The 16,536-nt window shown below is 69.9% G+C and carries 17 protein-coding genes and 5 tRNA genes; 14 read left to right on the top strand and 8 right to left on the bottom strand.

Annotated elements, in window-relative coordinates; all coding sequences use genetic code 11:
- Positions 1-97 precede the first annotated feature (97 nt).
- The 4 genes from OG252_RS16740 to OG252_RS16725 form a co-directional block, all read right to left on the bottom strand.
- Positions 98-673 carry a GTP-binding protein gene (locus OG252_RS16740; protein WP_046258886.1) on the bottom strand — a complete coding sequence of 192 codons (576 nt, stop codon included), beginning with the start codon at positions 671-673 and terminating at the stop codon, positions 98-100.
- Complete coding sequence (locus tag OG252_RS16735) at positions 654-1,049, bottom strand: DUF742 domain-containing protein (RefSeq protein ID WP_030611532.1); 396 nt, start codon at positions 1,047-1,049, stop codon at positions 654-656. Before OG252_RS16735 ends, OG252_RS16740 begins: the two co-directional genes overlap by 20 nt.
- Before the next feature lie 110 nt (positions 1,050-1,159).
- Positions 1,160-1,573 (bottom strand): roadblock/LC7 domain-containing protein, encoded by a 414-nt coding sequence (locus OG252_RS16730; protein ID WP_030611534.1) that lies wholly within the window; start codon positions 1,571-1,573, stop codon positions 1,160-1,162.
- A 9-nt stretch (positions 1,574-1,582) separates the two neighbouring features.
- Positions 1,583-5,296, bottom strand: a complete 3,714-nt coding sequence (locus tag OG252_RS16725; RefSeq protein WP_329336955.1) for a sensor histidine kinase — start codon at positions 5,294-5,296, stop codon at positions 1,583-1,585.
- 613 nt (positions 5,297-5,909) lie between these two features.
- On the opposite strand from OG252_RS16725, the gene OG252_RS16720 reads away from it, so the two are divergent.
- From OG252_RS16720 to OG252_RS16680, 9 genes are all read left to right on the top strand, one after another.
- Complete coding sequence (locus OG252_RS16720) at positions 5,910-6,101, top strand: hypothetical protein (RefSeq protein ID WP_266433383.1); 192 nt, start codon at positions 5,910-5,912, stop codon at positions 6,099-6,101.
- Between the two features lie 133 nt (positions 6,102-6,234).
- Positions 6,235-7,029 carry a fumarylacetoacetate hydrolase family protein gene (locus OG252_RS16715; RefSeq protein ID WP_266433381.1) on the top strand — a complete coding sequence of 265 codons (795 nt, stop codon included), beginning with the start codon at positions 6,235-6,237 and terminating at the stop codon, positions 7,027-7,029.
- Positions 7,022-8,506, top strand: a complete 1,485-nt coding sequence (gene gltX, locus OG252_RS16710; protein ID WP_266433379.1) for a glutamate--tRNA ligase — start codon at positions 7,022-7,024, stop codon at positions 8,504-8,506. Before OG252_RS16715 ends, gltX begins: the two co-directional genes overlap by 8 nt.
- A 94-nt stretch (positions 8,507-8,600) precedes the next feature.
- Entirely contained in the window at positions 8,601-9,332 is a 732-nt protein-coding gene (locus tag OG252_RS16705) for an HAD family hydrolase (protein WP_266433377.1), read from the top strand.
- A gap of 91 nt (positions 9,333-9,423) precedes the next feature.
- Positions 9,424-9,495: transfer RNA gene (locus OG252_RS16700), tRNA-Gln, on the top strand.
- A 42-nt stretch (positions 9,496-9,537) separates the two neighbouring features.
- Positions 9,538-9,610, top strand: a tRNA-Glu gene (locus tag OG252_RS16695).
- Positions 9,611-9,638: 28 nt separating this feature from the next.
- Positions 9,639-9,711: transfer RNA gene (locus OG252_RS16690), tRNA-Glu, on the top strand.
- A gap of 34 nt (positions 9,712-9,745) precedes the next feature.
- Positions 9,746-9,817 (top strand) — tRNA-Gln (locus OG252_RS16685).
- A 28-nt stretch (positions 9,818-9,845) separates the two neighbouring features.
- Positions 9,846-9,918, top strand: a tRNA-Glu gene (locus tag OG252_RS16680).
- 60 nt (positions 9,919-9,978) lie between these two features.
- Here OG252_RS16680 and OG252_RS16675 read toward each other — a convergent pair.
- A complete protein-coding gene (locus OG252_RS16675) occupies positions 9,979-10,626 on the bottom strand; it encodes a MerR family transcriptional regulator (protein ID WP_329336951.1) in 648 nt (215 codons plus the stop codon).
- 106 nt (positions 10,627-10,732) lie between these two features.
- Here OG252_RS16675 and OG252_RS16670 point away from each other — a divergent pair, with 106 nt between their 5' ends.
- A complete protein-coding gene (locus OG252_RS16670; protein WP_266433373.1) occupies positions 10,733-11,218 on the top strand; it encodes a DUF4188 domain-containing protein in 486 nt (161 codons plus the stop codon).
- 81 nt (positions 11,219-11,299) lie between these two features.
- Here OG252_RS16670 and ndgR read toward each other — a convergent pair whose 3' ends face one another.
- Positions 11,300-12,016 (bottom strand): IclR family transcriptional regulator NdgR, encoded by a 717-nt coding sequence (gene ndgR / locus OG252_RS16665; protein WP_028806673.1) that lies wholly within the window; start codon positions 12,014-12,016, stop codon positions 11,300-11,302.
- A 202-nt stretch (positions 12,017-12,218) separates the two neighbouring features.
- Here ndgR and leuC point away from each other — a divergent pair, with 202 nt between their 5' ends.
- From leuC to OG252_RS16645, 4 genes are all read left to right on the top strand, one after another.
- Positions 12,219-13,649 carry a 3-isopropylmalate dehydratase large subunit gene (gene leuC, locus OG252_RS16660; RefSeq protein WP_266433370.1) on the top strand — a complete coding sequence of 477 codons (1,431 nt, stop codon included), beginning with the start codon at positions 12,219-12,221 and terminating at the stop codon, positions 13,647-13,649.
- Between the two features lie 5 nt (positions 13,650-13,654).
- Complete coding sequence (gene leuD, locus OG252_RS16655; protein WP_266433368.1) at positions 13,655-14,248, top strand: 3-isopropylmalate dehydratase small subunit; 594 nt, start codon at positions 13,655-13,657, stop codon at positions 14,246-14,248.
- Positions 14,249-14,525: 277 nt separating this feature from the next.
- Positions 14,526-14,756, top strand: coding sequence for a hypothetical protein (locus OG252_RS16650; protein WP_030045295.1), 231 nt, complete (start codon positions 14,526-14,528; stop codon positions 14,754-14,756).
- Positions 14,757-14,893: 137 nt separating this feature from the next.
- Positions 14,894-15,538: an HU family DNA-binding protein gene (locus tag OG252_RS16645; protein ID WP_266433364.1), complete on the top strand. Its 645-nt coding sequence runs from the start codon at positions 14,894-14,896 to the stop codon at positions 15,536-15,538.
- 82 nt (positions 15,539-15,620) lie between these two features.
- Here OG252_RS16645 and OG252_RS16640 read toward each other — a convergent pair whose 3' ends face one another.
- Positions 15,621-15,824 (bottom strand): hypothetical protein, encoded by a 204-nt coding sequence (locus tag OG252_RS16640; RefSeq protein ID WP_329336946.1) that lies wholly within the window; start codon positions 15,822-15,824, stop codon positions 15,621-15,623.
- Between the two features lie 9 nt (positions 15,825-15,833).
- Entirely contained in the window at positions 15,834-16,472 is a 639-nt protein-coding gene (gene cofC / locus OG252_RS16635; RefSeq protein WP_266433360.1) for a 2-phospho-L-lactate guanylyltransferase, read from the bottom strand.
- Positions 16,473-16,536: the final 64 nt, after the last annotated feature.

Below are 16,536 nucleotides of genomic sequence, written 5' to 3'. Positions count from 1 at the left end.
CCGAAACGTTATGAACACCGGGGCCGACCGTGTCAAAAGACACAGCCGGCTCCGGAGCGTCTACGACAACTTCCGTACGGGATCGCAGATTTGAGTGCTACCTCAGCCGTGCCATCAGAGCGTGCTCGACCAGCGTGATCAGCGCACTCTTCGCATCGGAGCGGTGGCGGGCGTCCGTCGTGATGATCGGGGTGTCCGGACCGATCTGCAGCGCCTCGCGGACCTCTTCGGGAGCGTACGGCTGGTGCCCCTCGAAGCCGTTGAGCGCGACGACGAACGGCAGGCCCGAGTTCTCGAAGTAGTCGACCGCGGGGAAGCAGTCGGCGAGGCGGCGGGTGTCCACCAGCACGATCGCGCCGATGGCGCCGCGCACCAGGTCGTCCCACATGAACCAGAAGCGGTCCTGGCCCGGTGTACCGAAGAGGTACAGGATCAGGTCCTGGTCCAGCGTGATGCGGCCGAAGTCCATGGCGACCGTGGTGGTCGTCTTGCCTCCGGTGTGGGTGAGGTCGTCGATGCCCGCGCTCGCGGACGTCATCACGGCCTCGGTGCGCAGCGGGTTGATCTCGGAGACGGCGCCCACGAACGTGGTCTTGCCCACGCCGAAGCCACCGGCCACCACGATCTTCGCGGAGGTGGTCGCCCGGCCTCCGTCAGAGCTTGCGAAGTCCACTGAGCACCCTTTCGAGCAGTGTCACGTCCGGAGCGCCGGTGCTCTCGTCGCCGCCGGGCTGGTGAATGGCGACGAGTCCGGCCTCCGCGAGGTCCGCGACGAGGATGCGGGCCACGCCCAGGGGCATGGCAAGGAGCGCCGAGACCTCGGCGACCGACTTCACCTCACGGCACAGGTGACAGATCCGCTGGTGCTCCGGGAGCAGTCCCATGAGCGCCGCCGGGTCGGCCGTGGTGCTGATCAGGGCCTCGATGGCGAGCTGGTAGCGCGGCCGGGTCCGGCCGCCGGTCATCGCGTACGGACGTACCAGCGGCTGGTCGCCCTCATCCTCGTACGGCTCCGCGTACGGATCATGAGAGGCGGTGGGCGGGGTCATGAATCCTCCGGGCGGGACAGCAAGTCGGTCAGCAAGCCGTCGGACAGGGGCCGGTGGGGGGATTGTGGCGGCCGGACGGTGATTTGGTGAGGCGGGTGGATCCTGCGCAGTCAGTGGAGCAGACTGCCTTGGAGTTCGGCGCGCAGGTCGGGCGTGAGCACCGCGCCCGCGCGGTCGACCAGGAGCGCCATCTCGTAGCCGACGAGGCCGATGTCGCAGTCGGGGTGGGCGAGTACGGCCAGGGACGAGCCGTCCGAGACGGACATGAGGAAGAGGAATCCCCGTTCCATCTCGACGACCGTCTGTGCCACGCTGCCGCCCTCGAAGATCCGGGATGCCCCGGCCGTCAAGGACGTCAGACCGGAGGCGACCGCGGCCAACTGATCGGCGCGGTCGCGCGGGAAGCCTTCGGACATTGCCAGAAGGAGTCCGTCGGCGGACACGACGACGGTGTGGGACACCCCGGGGGTGTTGTCCACGAAGTTGGTGATCAACCAGTTCAGGTTCTGTGCCGCCTGGCTCATCGGACTCAACTAGTGCTCCTGCTGGTGAGTGGGGCTCGGGAAGCTGCCGGTCTGGCCGGTGGTACCGGCCTGTCGACCTTGAGCGATGCCCCGACGGAGATTGGTCAGCCGGCCGCGTACGTCGTCAGGCGCACGCGAGACCTGCGGACCTGCTTGGTGCTGTTGCTGCTGAGCCGTACCCGGGACGAGGTTCGCCCTGGGCACCCGGCGCGGCAGGCCGGAAGTGGTGACGCCGCCCGCGGCCGGCTGCCGTACGCGCTCTGCCTGCCGGACGAGATCGTCGTTCGGAGAGCTGCGCCAGGAGCTGGCTACGGGACGCTGAGGAGCGGCAGGAGCCTGCGGCTGCTGCTGCGGGGCCGCCGGAGCGGGAGCGGAGCCGTTGCCCTGCTGCCCGTTCTGCTGACCGTGGAACCAGTTGGTCTCGAGCGTGTCGTACAGCGGCGTACGGCCGTCACCGGGACCCGCGGGCGGCAGCGCCTCGGGGTCCTGACGGGCGGGCCGCTGCTGCGGACGCGGCGGGACCGGCGGACGCGGGGCACCGAAGTCGGGGCCGCCGTTCGTGGAGCCGTTGCCGTAGGCCGGCGCGGGGAACTGGCCGGTGGAGCCGCTGTCGTACGACGGCGGCATCGCGAACTGACCGGTGGCCGAAGGACTCGACGCCGCGGAGTTGTTCTGGCCGACCGGGGAGCCGAAGACGTCCGGGCGGACGAAGTGGCCCGAGTCCTGCACGCCGTTGCTGCCGGGACGGGGGAACTGACCCGTGCTCTGGGAGTCGTTGTTCCGGCCGGAGGCCGGTCCACCGGGGCCCTGGCGGCTGTCGCCGCGCGGGATCGCCGGCATCTCCGTGGTCGCGCCCGGGCCCTGCCGGTCGTCGATCCGCGGCATCCGGGAGGTCTGCCCCGAGTCCTGCTCGTCATGGCCGCGCGGGGTGTCGAGCGAGGCCCGCGGCACCGGCGGCTGCGCGTTCTCGTCGCTCCAGCTCGGCACGCGGGGCTGCGGGTTGTTGCCGCCGGGCAGCTCGGCCCGCGGACCGCCGCGGCCCGGCAGCTGCGGCCGACGACGCCGGCCCTGCGGCTCGTTGCCCGGACTCGACGGCTGCGCCGACTGCCCCGACTGCCCCGACTGCCCCGACTGCGGCGGCTGCGGCGGTACGGGGGGCCGACCGCCACCGAAGGCGTCCTGGCCCGGCGCGTTCGTGCCCGTGGCCTGCAGGCCCTGCGGGCCACCCGGAGCCTGACCGCCGAAACCGGCACCGGCCGGAGCGGGGCGGCCCTGCGGAGGCATACCCGGACCCTGCGGCCCGCGCGGTCCGCCCGGCGCTCCGCCGGGACGACCGCCACCGTCACGTCCGGGCAGCGCCGCGCGCGGCCCTTGACCGGCGGTGAGCCGGCCACCCGTGGGCGCACCGGCACCGAGCGCACCGGCGCCCGCTCCGGCGGGGGCGCCGCCGAGGGCACCGCCACCCTGACCACCGCGGCGAGCGGCGGCCACACCGGCGGCCGCGGCGGCGGCGCCGACACCCGCGCCCTGGCCCTGGCCGGGCTTGGGCTGAGGCTTCTTGCCGCCCTGGGCGACGTCCACGGGAAGCATGACCAGGGCGGTCGTACCACCGGAGTCGGACGGGCGGAGCTGGATGCGGATGCCGTGACGCTGCGACAGCCGGCCGACCACGAACAGACCCATGCGGCGGGACACTGACACGTCCACGGTGGGCGGCGAGGCGAGCCGCTCGTTGATCGCGGCGAGGTCCTCGGGGGAGAGGCCGATGCCGGTGTCGTGGATCTCGATCAGCACCCGGCCGTCGGGCAGCGCGTGACCGGTGACCTTGACCTTGGTCTGCGGGGAGGAGAACGAGGTCGCGTTCTCCAGCAGCTCGGCGAGCAGGTGCACGAGGTCGTTGACCACGCGGCCGGCCACTTCGGTGGTCGGTACGGAGGACAGCTCGATGCGCTCGTACTGCTCCACCTCGGACGCGGCGGCGCGCAGCACGTCGACCAGCGGGACCGGACGGGTCCAGCGGCGGCCGGGCTCCTCACCGGCGAGAACGAGCAGGTTCTCACCGTTACGGCGCATGCGGGTCGCGAGGTGGTCGAGCTTGAACAGCGAGGACAGCTGGTCCGGGTCGGCCTCGCGGGACTCCAGTTCGGAGATGAGCGACAGCTGGCGCTGGATCAGACCCTGGGAGCGGCGCGAGAGGTTGGTGAACATCGCGTTGACGTTGCCCCGCAGCAGGGCCTGCTCGGCGGCGAGGCGGACCGCCTCGCGGTGCACGTCGTCGAAGGCCGCGGCCACCTGGCCGATCTCGTCCCGGGAGTGCACACCGACGGACTCGACGGAGGTGTCGACGTCCTGCGGGTCGGACTCGGACAGCTGCTTGACCAGCTCGGGCAGCCGGTCCTGGGCGACCTTGGTGGCGGTCTCCTGGAGGCGGCGCAGCGAGCGGATCATGGACCGGGCGACGACGAAGGCGCCGACCAGCGAGACACCGAGCACGAGCAGGATCAGCGCGCCGGAGATGATCGCCTCGCGCTCCGACTCGTTGCGCAGCTCGCGGGCCTTCTGCTCCATGTCCTCGAGCAGCGTGTGCTCGATGTTGCCCATCTGCTCGATCTTGGTCGAGCTGTCGTCCACCCAGTCCTTGTACGACCGCTTGTCCAGGTCGGCGAGACCACCCGACGTCCGCAGGGCGCGGCTGGCGTAGGTGTCGGTGGACTGGATGGTCGGGTTGCCCTCTTCGATGGGCTTGAGGAGCTCGGGGGCGTTCTCGGTGCCGTAGATGCTCCGGAAGCTGGAGAGGTCGGAGTCCTCGCTCTCCAGGGCGCCCTCGGCGTACAGCCGGTCGCTCTCGGAGAGCCTGCCGAAGGTGGTGTTGCCGACGGGCAGGGCCGCCGCGAGGATCGCGCGCTGGATGGACGCGTACTCCTTGGCGGACGAGAAGGCCGCCAGGGCGCGCGTGCGCTGGATCATCTCGGGGTTGCTGGTGGCCTCCGCCATGTCCTGCGAGAGGTCGAGCAGGTGGGTGACGAGGCGGTGGTAGCCCTCGACCGTCTGGGAGGCGTTGTTCTTGGTCTCGTAGGCGGCGCTGCGGATCTCCTCGAGACCGTTCAGGTCGCGGATGAGGCCGACGAGGCTCTCGCGGACGCCCTGGAGGTTGCCGTCCTTGCTGGAGGTGTCGATCTCCTCGGCGGCGTCCTGGAAGGCGGTCCTGGCCCGGTCGGTCTTGTCCCGGACGCCCTTGACCGTGAAGTCGGTGGCGGTCGAGCCGTGCGCCAGCGGACCGGCCGACTTGTCGCGCTCCTCCTGGAGCGCGGCGGCCAGCTCGGTGGCCTGCTTGGTCATCTCCGTCAGCAGCTTCATGTTGTCGAGCTGCTGGATGTCGTCCATGGAGTCGTTGATACGCAGCGCACCCAGTGAGGTGGCGGCGACCACCGGGAGTGCGAGCAGCGACACCAGGCGCGTGGAGATACGCCAGTTGCGCAGGGCTATTCGTGGGCCGGGGCCGCTCGGGCCCTTCGGCGGCTTCACGGCCGGCGTGGTCGGAGTGGCGGAGCCGGTCGACGCGGACGCGCCGGGGCGCCCGGAGCGCTCACCGCCGTCGCCGGACGGGGCCGGGCCCGGGTTCTGGGCGTGCTGGGGCGAGGAGCTGCCGGCCGTCGGGCCAGTCCCGCCGTGCGGCTCCGGCTCCGCCGAAGCACTGCCATCCCTCTTGAAACGTCCCTGCACTAGCGTCGCAACCTCTGGACCAGGCGCCCCTCCGCGCGAACGGAAGGACGGTGTCGGCGTCGTAGGGGGCGCCCTGAAAAACGCCCCCCGTGGTGGTCGTGAGTGACCGGCGCGCTGGTTCCCCCTATCTCGCCGCCGCTCGGCGCTTCTCTGCGCCCCCTGTGCGCCGGCTCGATCCTGCGGCGGTCCGTGGAATTCCAGCACAGTGCAGGATCTCCAACAAGGGCCATGGGTCAGGCCGTGACCTACGTGACACCGCGTGAGTGCCGAGTCACCGGACGTAGAAGCTTATCTCCCCCATACCGGACGTATGCCCGCGAGTCCCCCGGATGTAAGCGGTGTCCCAGTCGCCATGATCAGGAGCGGAATGAGGGCTTCAGGGGGTCAATGTCCGTTTCGTAGGGGTCGGTTGCTGGTCTGTTTTGACCGTTTTGCCCATAGGTAAGTGAGGAAACTCACATGCCCCTCCTGGGGTCTGTGCGTCCCAGGAAGGGAATTGCATGTTTAGCCTGACGCTTTACAGAGATGGCAAAACCGACAACCCGCGCCGGTCCAGGGGCTCTTCGGCACCCCGCTCGCCCGGCGCCACCTACAGAACAGGTCTCGTACAACCGTGAAGACGACGATGATGTTCCGCAACACCGCCAACCCGCGGCGCACGACGCTGGCCCACCTCGAGGACGCCGACGAACTGCAGACCCCGGAGCAGCCGGACCACGCCGTCGCCCTTCCGACCCAGACCGCCAACCCCCGCCGCACGATCCTGATGGAAGTGCCGGTCCAGGCCGGCTCCGCCCAGGAGTAGATCACCAAGCCCGACGTGGATCAAGGGCGCCCGCCACACAGCACGAGCCGCAAATGCGCGAGGCGCCCGCCCCTTACCGCGTTAGCCTGGAGCGTCAGACTCCAGCCAGCTCAGTGAGGGGCGCAAGGATCCCGTGCGCATCGCCAGATTCTCCATCGACGGGAACGTCGCCTTCGGTGCGGTCGAGGGTGACAAGCCGGACGAACTCGTCCTCGACATCATCAAGGGCATCCCGTTCGCGGACTTCGAACTCTCCGGTACGAAGGTCTCCCTGGCCCCTTCGGATTCAAAAGCAAGGGTCAGGCTGCTGCCGCCGGTGCTCCCCAACAAGGTCGTGGCCTACGGCCGCAACTACGCGGAGCACGCGAAGGAACTCGGCAACGAGGTGCCCGACGCCCCGTTCGCCTTCTTCAAGCCCTCCACCTCGGTGATCGGCCCCGGCGACGAGATCCAGTACCCCTCCTTCTCCGAGGACCTCCACCACGAGGCCGAACTGGCCGTCGTCATCGGCCGGATGTGCCGCGAGGTCCCGCGCGAGCGCGTCAAGGACGTCATCCTCGGCTACACCTGCGCCAACGACATCACCGCCCGCGACGTCCAGAAGCGCGAGAAGCAGTGGGCCAGGGCCAAGGGCTTCGACACGTCCTGCCCGCTCGGCCCCTGGGTGGAGACGGACCTCGACCCGTCCGACCTGACCATCCAGCTCACCGTCAACGGTCAGCAGCGCCAGCTCGGCCGCACCAGCGAGATGATCCACTCGATCGAGGATCTGATCGTCAACATCACCGAGGCCATGACGCTGCTCCCCGGCGACGTGATCCTCACGGGCACCCCGGCAGGCGTCGGACCGCTCACCGTCGGCGACGAGGTCGCCGTCACCATCGAAGGCATCGGCACTCTCACCAACAAGGTTGTCAAGCGTGGCTAGCGCACCCGTCCCCGCCGTCCGAGTACGGTTCTGCCCGTCGCCCACCGGTAACCCCCATGTGGGCCTGGTCCGCACCGCCCTGTTCAACTGGGCGTTCGCCCGGCACCACCAGGGCACACTGGTCTTCCGCATCGAGGACACCGACGCGGCCCGCGACTCCGAGGAGTCCTACGACCAGCTGCTCGACTCGATGCGCTGGCTGGGCTTCGACTGGGACGAGGGCCCCGAGGTCGGCGGCCCGCACGCGCCGTACCGCCAGTCGCAGCGCATGGACCTCTACAAGGAGGTCGCGGACAAGCTCCTGGACGCCGGCCACGCCTACCACTGCTACTGCTCCCAGGAGGAGCTGGACACCCGCCGCGAGGCCGCCCGCGCCGCCGGCAAGCCGTCCGGCTACGACGGCCACTGCCGCGACCTGAGCGCGGAGCAGGTCGAGGAGTTCAAGGCCCAGGGCCGTACGCCCATCGTCCGCTTCCGCATGCCCGACGAGGCGATCACCTTCACGGACCTGGTCCGCGGCGAGATCACCTACCTGCCGGAGAACGTGCCGGACTACGGGATCGTACGAGCCAACGGAGCCCCGCTCTACACGCTCGTGAACCCGGTCGACGACGCGCTGATGGAGATCACGCACGTCCTGCGCGGCGAGGACCTGCTGTCGTCGACCCCGCGGCAGATCGCCCTGTACAAGGCGCTGATCGAGCTGGGCGTCGCCCGGCGGATCCCGGCCTTCGGCCACCTGCCGTACGTGATGGGCGAGGGCAACAAGAAGCTGTCCAAGCGTGACCCGCAGGCCTCGCTCAACCTCTACCGCGAGCGCGGCTTCCTCCCGGAGGGCCTGCTCAACTACCTCTCCCTCCTCGGCTGGTCGCTCTCCGCCGACCAGGACATCTTCACGATCGACGAGATGGTCGCGGCCTTCGACATCGCGGACGTGAACCCCAACCCGGCGCGCTTCGACCTGAAGAAGTGCGAGGCGATCAACGCCGACCACATCCGGCTGCTCGACGTGAAGGACTTCACCGAGCGCTGCCGCCCGTGGCTCCAGCCCCCCTTCGCCCCCTGGGCGCCGGAGGCCTTCGACGAGACGAAGTGGCAGGCGATCGCCCCGCACGCCCAGACCCGCCTCAAGGTCCTCTCCGAGATCACCGACAACGTCGACTTCCTGTTCCTCTCCGAGCCGGTCTTCGACGAGCCGAGCTGGACGAAGGCGATGAAGGAGGGCTCGGACGCCCTGCTCCGCACGGCCCGCGAGAAGCTGGAGTCGGCGGACTGGACGTCCCCGGAGTCCCTGAAGGAGGCCGTCCTGGCCGCCGGCGAGGCCCACGGCCTCAAGCTCGGCAAGGCCCAGGCCCCGGTCCGCGTGGCCGTCACCGGCCGCACCGTCGGCCTGCCCCTCTTCGAGTCCCTGGAGATCCTGGGCAAGGAGAAGACGCTGGCCCGCGTCGACGCGGCGCTGGCGAGGCTGGCGGCGTAATCCGTACGCCCGTGAGGTGCGGCACCCCGTGCGGGGTGCCGCACCTTCGTCGTTCCGCCGGACGCGTCGCCCGGCCCCGGGTTACCGTCGGACCATGAGCATTCGGGCCGTGGTCTGGGACGTCGACGACACCCTCTTCGACTACACCGCGGCCGACCGCGTCGGCATGCGCGTCCACCTCGAGGCCGAGGGGCTGCTCGACTCGTACGACAGTGTCGAGCAGGCCATCGTGCGGTGGCGGGAGATCACGGACCGGCAGTGGGCGCGGTTCGCGGCGGGGGAGCTGACCTTCCAGGGGCAGCGCCGGGACCGCGTACGGGTGTTCCTGGGCGAGGAGCTGAGCGACGCCGACGCGGACGCGTGGTTCGGTCGGTACGTCGCGCACTACGAGACCGCCTGGGCCCTCTTCCCGGACGTCCTGCCCGTCCTGGACGCCCTTGCCGCCAGCCACCGCCACGGCGTGCTGTCCAACTCCAGCATCCGCGTCCAGGACCGCAAGCTGCGCGTCCTCGGCGTGCACGACCGCTTCGAGGTCATCCTGTGCGCGGCGGAGCTCGGCGTCTCCAAGCCCGAGGCCGGCGCCTTCCTGGCGGCCTGCGACGCGCTGGAGCTGGCCCCGCACCAAGTGGCGTACGTCGGTGACCACCCGGAGATCGACGGGCGGGGTGCCGCCGACGCCGGACTGCTGTCGGTCTGGATCGACCGCGAGGGTGTGCACACCCTCGGGGACGCTCCCGGCGGGCCGCACCGGATCGCCTCGCTCGCCGAACTCCCCGCCGTCCTCGGCGCGGATACCCGTTTTGGAGCCCCGTCCACCTTCGGGTAATGTTCTTCCTGCGCCGCCGGGGAGCGGGCCGAAAGGCCGGAACCCGGGGGAGCACACTAGAACAAGATCCCCGCAGGGGCTTGAGTTCCAGTGGCCTATGGTGTAATTGGCAGCACGACGGTTTCTGGTTCCGTTAGTCTTGGTTCGAGTCCAGGTAGGCCAGCTCGCAGAGCTCATCTGCAACAGCGGGGATCATCTCCGCGAAGCCCCCGTTGTGTAGCGGCCTAGCACGCTGCCCTCTCAAGGCAGTAGCGCCGGTTCGAATCCGGTCGGGGGTACGGATCCTGGTTCTCCGGGATCACTAGGGCCCCCGTTGTGTAGCGGCCTAGCACGCCGCCCTCTCAAGGCGGTAGCGCCGGTTCGAATCCGGTCGGGGGTACTGCTGGTCTAAACCACACTGGTTTAAACCACATTGGTCTATGGTGTAATTGGCAACACTACGGTTTCTGGTACCGTCATTCTTGGTTCGAGTCCAGGTAGACCAGCTCCGACCTGCAGAAACGCAGAGTCCAGGCCCCCGTTGTGTAGCGGCCTAGCACGCCGCCCTCTCAAGGCGGTAGCGCCGGTTCGAATCCGGTCGGGGGTACGCGACTGAAGGGCCCTCCCTCGGGAGGGCCCTTCAGTGTTTCCCCGGTCGGGTCCCGGGTCACTTCCCGCCGAACCGTCGGCGCGACTCCTCCGCCTGAGCCAGCCGGCGCAGGCTCAGCAGCACCGGTTCGTACAGCACGGTCAGCGCCACCGCCGCCTCCACCTGCTCCTCCGGCGTCCCGTAGCGCTCCACCAGGTCGAGATCGGTGACAGCCATGCGCTCCACCGCGCGGCCGTACGGCTCCAAGTCCCGGACGGAGCACGGGTATCCGAGCCGGGACAGCGTGGCGATCGCGGTCACCAGCATCCCGTACGCCGGTGCGGCGGGAGCTTCGGACGCAGGGCGGTAGCTCCAGTCGAGCCGGTCCAGCAGGGCATCGGCGGTGCGCCGGCCCACCTCGGTCGCCGGGTCGTCGTCGTCCGGTGCCGGCCCGTGCGGCAGGGCCCACACGGCGCTGCCCAGCCGTTCGTTCCGGTCGAGGTCCCCGTCCTGCAAGGCGGCGAGCACCTCCCGGGCGGAGGCCACCGGGATCTTTCCCACCTGGATCAACGCGCGCACCAGACGCAGGCGCCGCAGATGCCCCTCGTCGTACTCGGCCTGCGTGGCAGTGACGCGGCGGCCGGGGTGCAGCAGCCCTTCGCGCAGGTAGTACTTGATCGTTGCCGTGGAGACACCGCTGCGCGCGCTCAGCTCCGCCAGTCGCATCCGGCTCGCACCCTCTTTCCTCTTGCGCTCCCCATTGGGGAGTGCCACTATCCAAGCATGGATAGCTTCACTATCCAACACGTGCTCGTGAGGAGTGGGGGACACGATGGGTGGCAGGCCGATCGAAGGACGCACGACGGCGGCGGGCGAGGACGAGATGGTCGTCTTCCTGATCGGAATGCGGATCAACAGCTTCGCTGCGCCGCGCAGTTGGCTGCCGGTGGCCAGGGCCATGGGCCCGATGATCGCGGAGCTGTCGCGGGAGAAGGGCAGCGGGCTGCTCGGTCACCAGTTCCTGTTGGGCTTCCCGCGCGTGCTGTACGTGGTGCAGTACTGGGACTCGAAGGAGAAGCTGCTCGCCTACGCGTCGGCGCCGGACCGGACACACCGGCCGGCGTGGGCCGCCTTCAACCGGCGGCTGCGCGAGGGGAAGGGCAAGGTCGGCTTCTGGCACGAGACATACGTCGTGCCGGCGGGGTCGTACGAGTCGGTCTACGTGAACATGCCCGAGTTCGGCCTCGGGAAGGCCACCGGGGTCGTTCCGGTCGGGCGGCGGGGCGACCGCGCGGCCGACCGTCTCCGGATCTCCTGAGGTGTCGGCTGATCGTCGGGGTGCTGCCGGGGGGCGCCTGCCGCGGCGTTGAGGCGGGCCTCCCCGGTGACGTCCCGCCGGTCAGCCCGTGCGGCGCAGGGCCTCGGAGAGGCGGCCGGCGGCGTCGATGACCGCCTGGGCGTGCATACGGCCCGGGTGGCGGGTCAGCCGCTCGATGGGGCCGGAGACGGACACGGCGGCCACCACGCGGTTGGAGGGACCGCGCACGGGCGCGGAGACGGACGCGACACCCGGCTCGCGCTCGCCGATGGACTGGGCCCAGCCCCGGCGTCGTACGCCCGAGAGCGCGGTGGCCGTGAAACGGGCGCCCTGGAGGCCGCGGTGCAGGCGCTCCGGCTCCTCCCAGGCCATGAGGATCTGGGCGGAGGAGCCCGCCTTCATCGTGAGCGTCGAACCGACCGGGACGGTGTCGCGCAGGCCGGACAGGCGCTCCGCCGCGGCGACGCAGATGCGCATGTCGCCCTGGCGGCGGTAGAGCTGCGCGCTCTCGCCCGTGATGTCACGGAGGTGGGTGAGCACCGGGCCCGCCGTCGCGAGGAGGCGGTCCTCGCCGGCGGCCGCGGCCAGCTCGGCGAGGCGAGGGCCGAGAATGAAACGGCCCTGCATGTCACGCGCCACCATCCGGTGGTGTTCCAGAGCCACGGCCAGCCGGTGAGCCGTGGGCCTTGCCAGTCCGGTCGCCGCGACCAGACCCGCGAGGGTGGCCGGACCGGACTCCAGAGCGCTCAGAACAAGGGCCGCCTTGTCCAGAACGCCGACGCCGCTACTGTTGTCCATGAAACGATACTCGCGTCTCACTCTGTGAAACGCAAGTTCAATTTTCGGTGGAACACGCCACTCTTGAAGACACAGCAAGACACCGTGGCCCGCGGACCGACGGGCCCGGCGGCGGACGCCCGGACACAGGGGCGCGGGCGGGCCGCCACCTCAAGATCTCTAGTTGGGCCGGTGCACCGTTTGACCGGCCGGAGGGAAAGCGATGGGTAGGACACTCGCGGAGAAGGTCTGGGACGACCATGTCGTCCGGCGCGCCGAGGGCGAGCCCGACCTCCTCTTCATCGATCTGCACCTGCTGCACGAGGTGACCAGCCCGCAGGCCTTCGACGGCCTTCGCAAGGGCGGTCGCCGGGTGCGCCGGCTCGACCTGACCATCGCCACCGAGGACCACAACACCCCGACCCTCGACATCGACAAGCCCATCGCCGACCCGGTCTCCCGGATCCAGCTGGAGACGCTGCGCAAGAACTGCGCCGACTTCGGCGTCCGGCTGCACCCGCTGGGCGACGTCGAGCAGGGCGTCGTCCACGTCGTGGGCCCGCAGCTGGGTCTGACCCAGCCGGGCATGACGGTCGTCTGCGGCGACTCCCACACCTCCACGCACGGCGCCTTCGGCGGTCTGGCGTTCGGCATCGGCACCTCCCAGGTCGAGCACGTGCTGGCCACCCAGACGCTGCCCATGGCCCGCCCGAAGACCATGGCCATCACCGTCAACGGCGATCTGCCCGACGGGGTCACCGCCAAGGACCTGATCCTGACGATCATCGCCAAGATCGGTACCGGCGGCGGCCAGGGCTACGTCCTGGAGTACCGCGGCTCCGCCATCGAGCAGCTCTCGATGGAGGCCCGGATGACCATCTGCAACATGTCGATCGAGGCCGGCGCCCGCGCGGGCATGATCGCCCCCGACGAGACCACCTTCGAGTACCTCAAGGGCCGCCCGCACGCCCCCAAGGGCGAGGACTGGGACGCGGCCGTCGCGTACTGGAAGACGCTGAAGACGGACGCGGACGCCGAGTTCGACGCCGAGGTCGTCATCGAGGCCGCCGAGCTGGCGCCGTTCGTCACCTGGGGCACCAACCCGGGCCAGGGCGCCCCGCTTTCGGCGCACGTCCCCGATCCTGCTTCGTACGAAGACGCATCGGAGCGCCACGCCGCCGAAAAGGCCCTGGAATACATGGGGTTGGAGGCCGGGCAGCCGCTGCGCTCCATCAAGGTGGACACCGTCTTCGTAGGCTCGTGCACCAACGGCCGCATCGAGGACCTGCGCGCCGCCGCCGAGCTCGTGAAGGGCCGCAAAGTCGCCGACGGCGTACGGATGCTGGTCGTCCCGGGCTCCGCGCGGGTCGGTCTGCAGGCCGTCTCCGAGGGCCTGGACGTCGTCTTCAAGGAGGCCGGCGCCGAGTGGCGGCACGCGGGCTGCTCGATGTGTCTGGGCATGAACCCCGACCAGCTGGCCCCCGGTGAGCGCTCCGCGTCCACCTCCAACCGCAACTTCGAGGGCCGGCAGGGCAAGGGCGGTCGTACGCACCTGGTGTCGCCGCAGGTCGCAGCCGCTACGGCGGTCCTGGGGCACCTGGCCTCCCCGGCCGACCTGTCCGACGCCGAGACCCGTACGCCCGCTGGAGTCTGAGAGTCATGGAAGCATTCACCACGCACACCGGCCGGGCCGTCCCGCTGCGCCGCTCCAACGTCGACACCGACCAGATCATCCCTGCTCACTGGCTCAAGAAGGTGACCCGGGACGGATTCGAGGACGGGCTGTTCGAGGCCTGGCGCAAGGACCCGTCCTTCGTCCTCAACCAGCCCGAGCGCAAGGGTGCGACCGTCCTGATCGCCGGCCCCGACTTTGGCACCGGCTCCTCCCGTGAGCACGCCGTCTGGGCGCTGCAGAACTACGGCTTCAAGGCCGTCATCTCCTCCCGCTTCGCGGACATCTTCCGCGGCAACTCGCTCAAGAACGGCCTGCTCACGGTGATCGTGGAGCAGAAGATCGTGGACGCGCTGCAGGAGCTCACGGAGAAGGACGCGACTGCTGAGGTCACAGTGGACCTTGAGGCTCGTGAGGTTCGCGCCGAGGGCATCACCGCGGCCTTCGAGCTCGACGAGAACGCCCGTTGGCGGCTGCTGAACGGGCTGGACGACATCTCCATCACGCTGCAGAACGAGGCCGACATCGCCGCGTACGAGGCCAAGCGCCCCTCGTACAAGCCGAGGACGATCCAGGTCTGACCGGAGCGATCGCCCCAAGCAACTGAACAGGTCGAGTTTCGGCCACCGTGACACCCCCGCCGTACCCCCGATCAGCCCGATCGGGGGTACAGCTGTGTCTGCACCCGAACGGCCCTGCACGCCCCGGCGCGCCATCTCAACTTCCCACGTTACGACGGTTGTTGTCGGGGTACGCGACCGTTGTGACCGTGGCTCCCACGGGCGCCCGGGAGGCCGTTCGAGGCGGCAGTTGCACCCTGAGCAGGCGACAACTCGCCCCAGATGGCACAATCTGTGCATGGAACACGACGGCCAACTCGAGCTCTATGCGGCAGTCGCGGACCAACTCAAGGAAGCGCACACAAGAGTGCGCGCACTGCAAGTCCCGGAGGGCGTACGGATGGCGCTGACCCGGAAGCTGCTGGTCATTACGGCCGCGGCCAAGCACGATCTCGCCGATGCGACAAGGCGTCTGGAGCGGTTCGTGGCGGACCTCGACGCGGGTCGATTCCCCGAAGAGGAACGCTGAACGAGTCCGAGACAGTCGAGTTCGTTGCGGCGCACGGGTGATAAGCCCGTTTCGTGTTTGATTTGCGGTATATATCTGCCTAACGTGCGAAAAAGCTTGAACACTTTCGTTCTGGCAATGTCTCCGAAGGGGAAGACGTGAACAAGGCGCAGCTCGTAGAAACCATTGCCGACAAGATGGGCGGCCGTCAGCAGGCCGCCGAGGCTGTCGACGCCGTCCTGGACGCCGTCGTCCGCGCGGTCGTCGCGGGTGACCGGGTCTCGGTCACCGGCTTCGGTTCGTTCGAGAAGGTCGACCGTCCGGCCCGTTACGCCCGCAACCCTCAGACGGGCGAGCGGGTCCGGGTCAAGAAGACCTCCGTGCCGCGCTTCCGCGCGGGCCAGGGTTTCAAGGACCTGGTGAGCGGCTCGAAGAAGCTCCCGAAGGGCGACATCGCCGTCAAGAAGGCGCCCAAGGGCAGCCTGACCGGTGGTGCCTCCGCGACGGTCAAGAAGGCCGCCGCCAAGAAGGCCACCACCAGGACGGCCGCCGCGAAGAAGACCACGGCGCGCAAGACGACGGCCAAGAAGACCACGGCCGCCGCCAAGAAGACGACGGCCAAGCAGGCGCCCGCCAAGAAGACCACGGCGACCGCCAAGTCCACCGCCGCGAAGCAGACCACCGCCAAGAAGACGACGGCCAAGAAGGCCCCGGCGAAGAAGGCGACGGCCAAGAAGGCCCCCGCCAAGAAGTCGACGTCTCGCACCACCACCGCCAAGAAGGCCACCGCCCGCAAGAGGTAAGGGCACAGGGGCACTCACGCGCCGGGCCGGACTCCCCACGGAGTCCGGCCCGCGGCGTGTCCATGCGTGTTGACAGGTGCCCTCAGAAGGTGTGGAGCGTGACCAGGGTGGCCCGGCGGGCCTCGCCCTCGCCCTCCGTCTCGATGCGCACCCGCTGCCCGGGCCGCAGCAGTCTGAGCCCGCCCGCGTCGAACGCCGGCACGTCGAAGGGCACCGGGGTGCCGTCGTCCAGGAGTACCTGGCCGCTGCGGCTGTCAGGGTCGTACGTGTATGCGGTCGCCTGCATGGCGGCAGCCTACTGCCCGGGAATCAGCAGCCGCGCGGCCGCCGCGGCCGTCCGTGGACCCACCCCGAGAGCGAGCGCGGCGCGCAGGTCGGCGCCGGTGTCCACGTCCTGGCGTACGGAATCCACCGCGTCGAGGACGAGTTCCGCGGCGCCGGACACGCGATGGCGGGCGCGGGAATCCGTACCGAAGGCGGGCCGCAATTCCTCGCCTTCCCGGGCGGCCAGCAGAGTGGTGCCGATTTCGGCGGCGTCCGGGAGAAATGCGCGGGGAAATTCCGCGGCCGCGTCCAGTACCCGGGCCAATTCCAGCGGGCGCAGCGCCGGAAGATCGGCGTTCAGGGCCGCCACGGCGCTTTCCGGGCGCTGTGCGCGTACGACCGCCGTCGCGTGCGCCAAAGCGGCGTTCAGGCCGCCGGAGGGCTCGTCGGTGACGATGTGGGCGCCCAGTGCGCCCAGCTCCCGGCCGGCCAGGACGTCGTCCGTGACGACCGCCACATCCTTCACCGCGGGGCAGGCCAGCGCGGCCGCCACGGTGTCCTGGGCGAAGGCCAGGGCGAGGCCCGGGCGCAGTCCGTCGGAGGCGGTGTCCGAGAGCCTGCTCTTGGCCCGCGCCAGAGGTTTCAGGGGTATGACCAAGGTCCACTGCACGAGCGTTTCGTCCCTCTCTTGTCGCGGCCATTGTCACTCAGCCGTCACCAGGACCATCTGGCGG

This window comes from Streptomyces sp. NBC_01352 (assembly GCF_036237295.1).
Classification (GTDB): domain Bacteria; phylum Actinomycetota; class Actinomycetes; order Streptomycetales; family Streptomycetaceae; genus Streptomyces; species Streptomyces plumbiresistens.
This window is presented reverse-complemented; position numbering and strand designations above follow the sequence as displayed.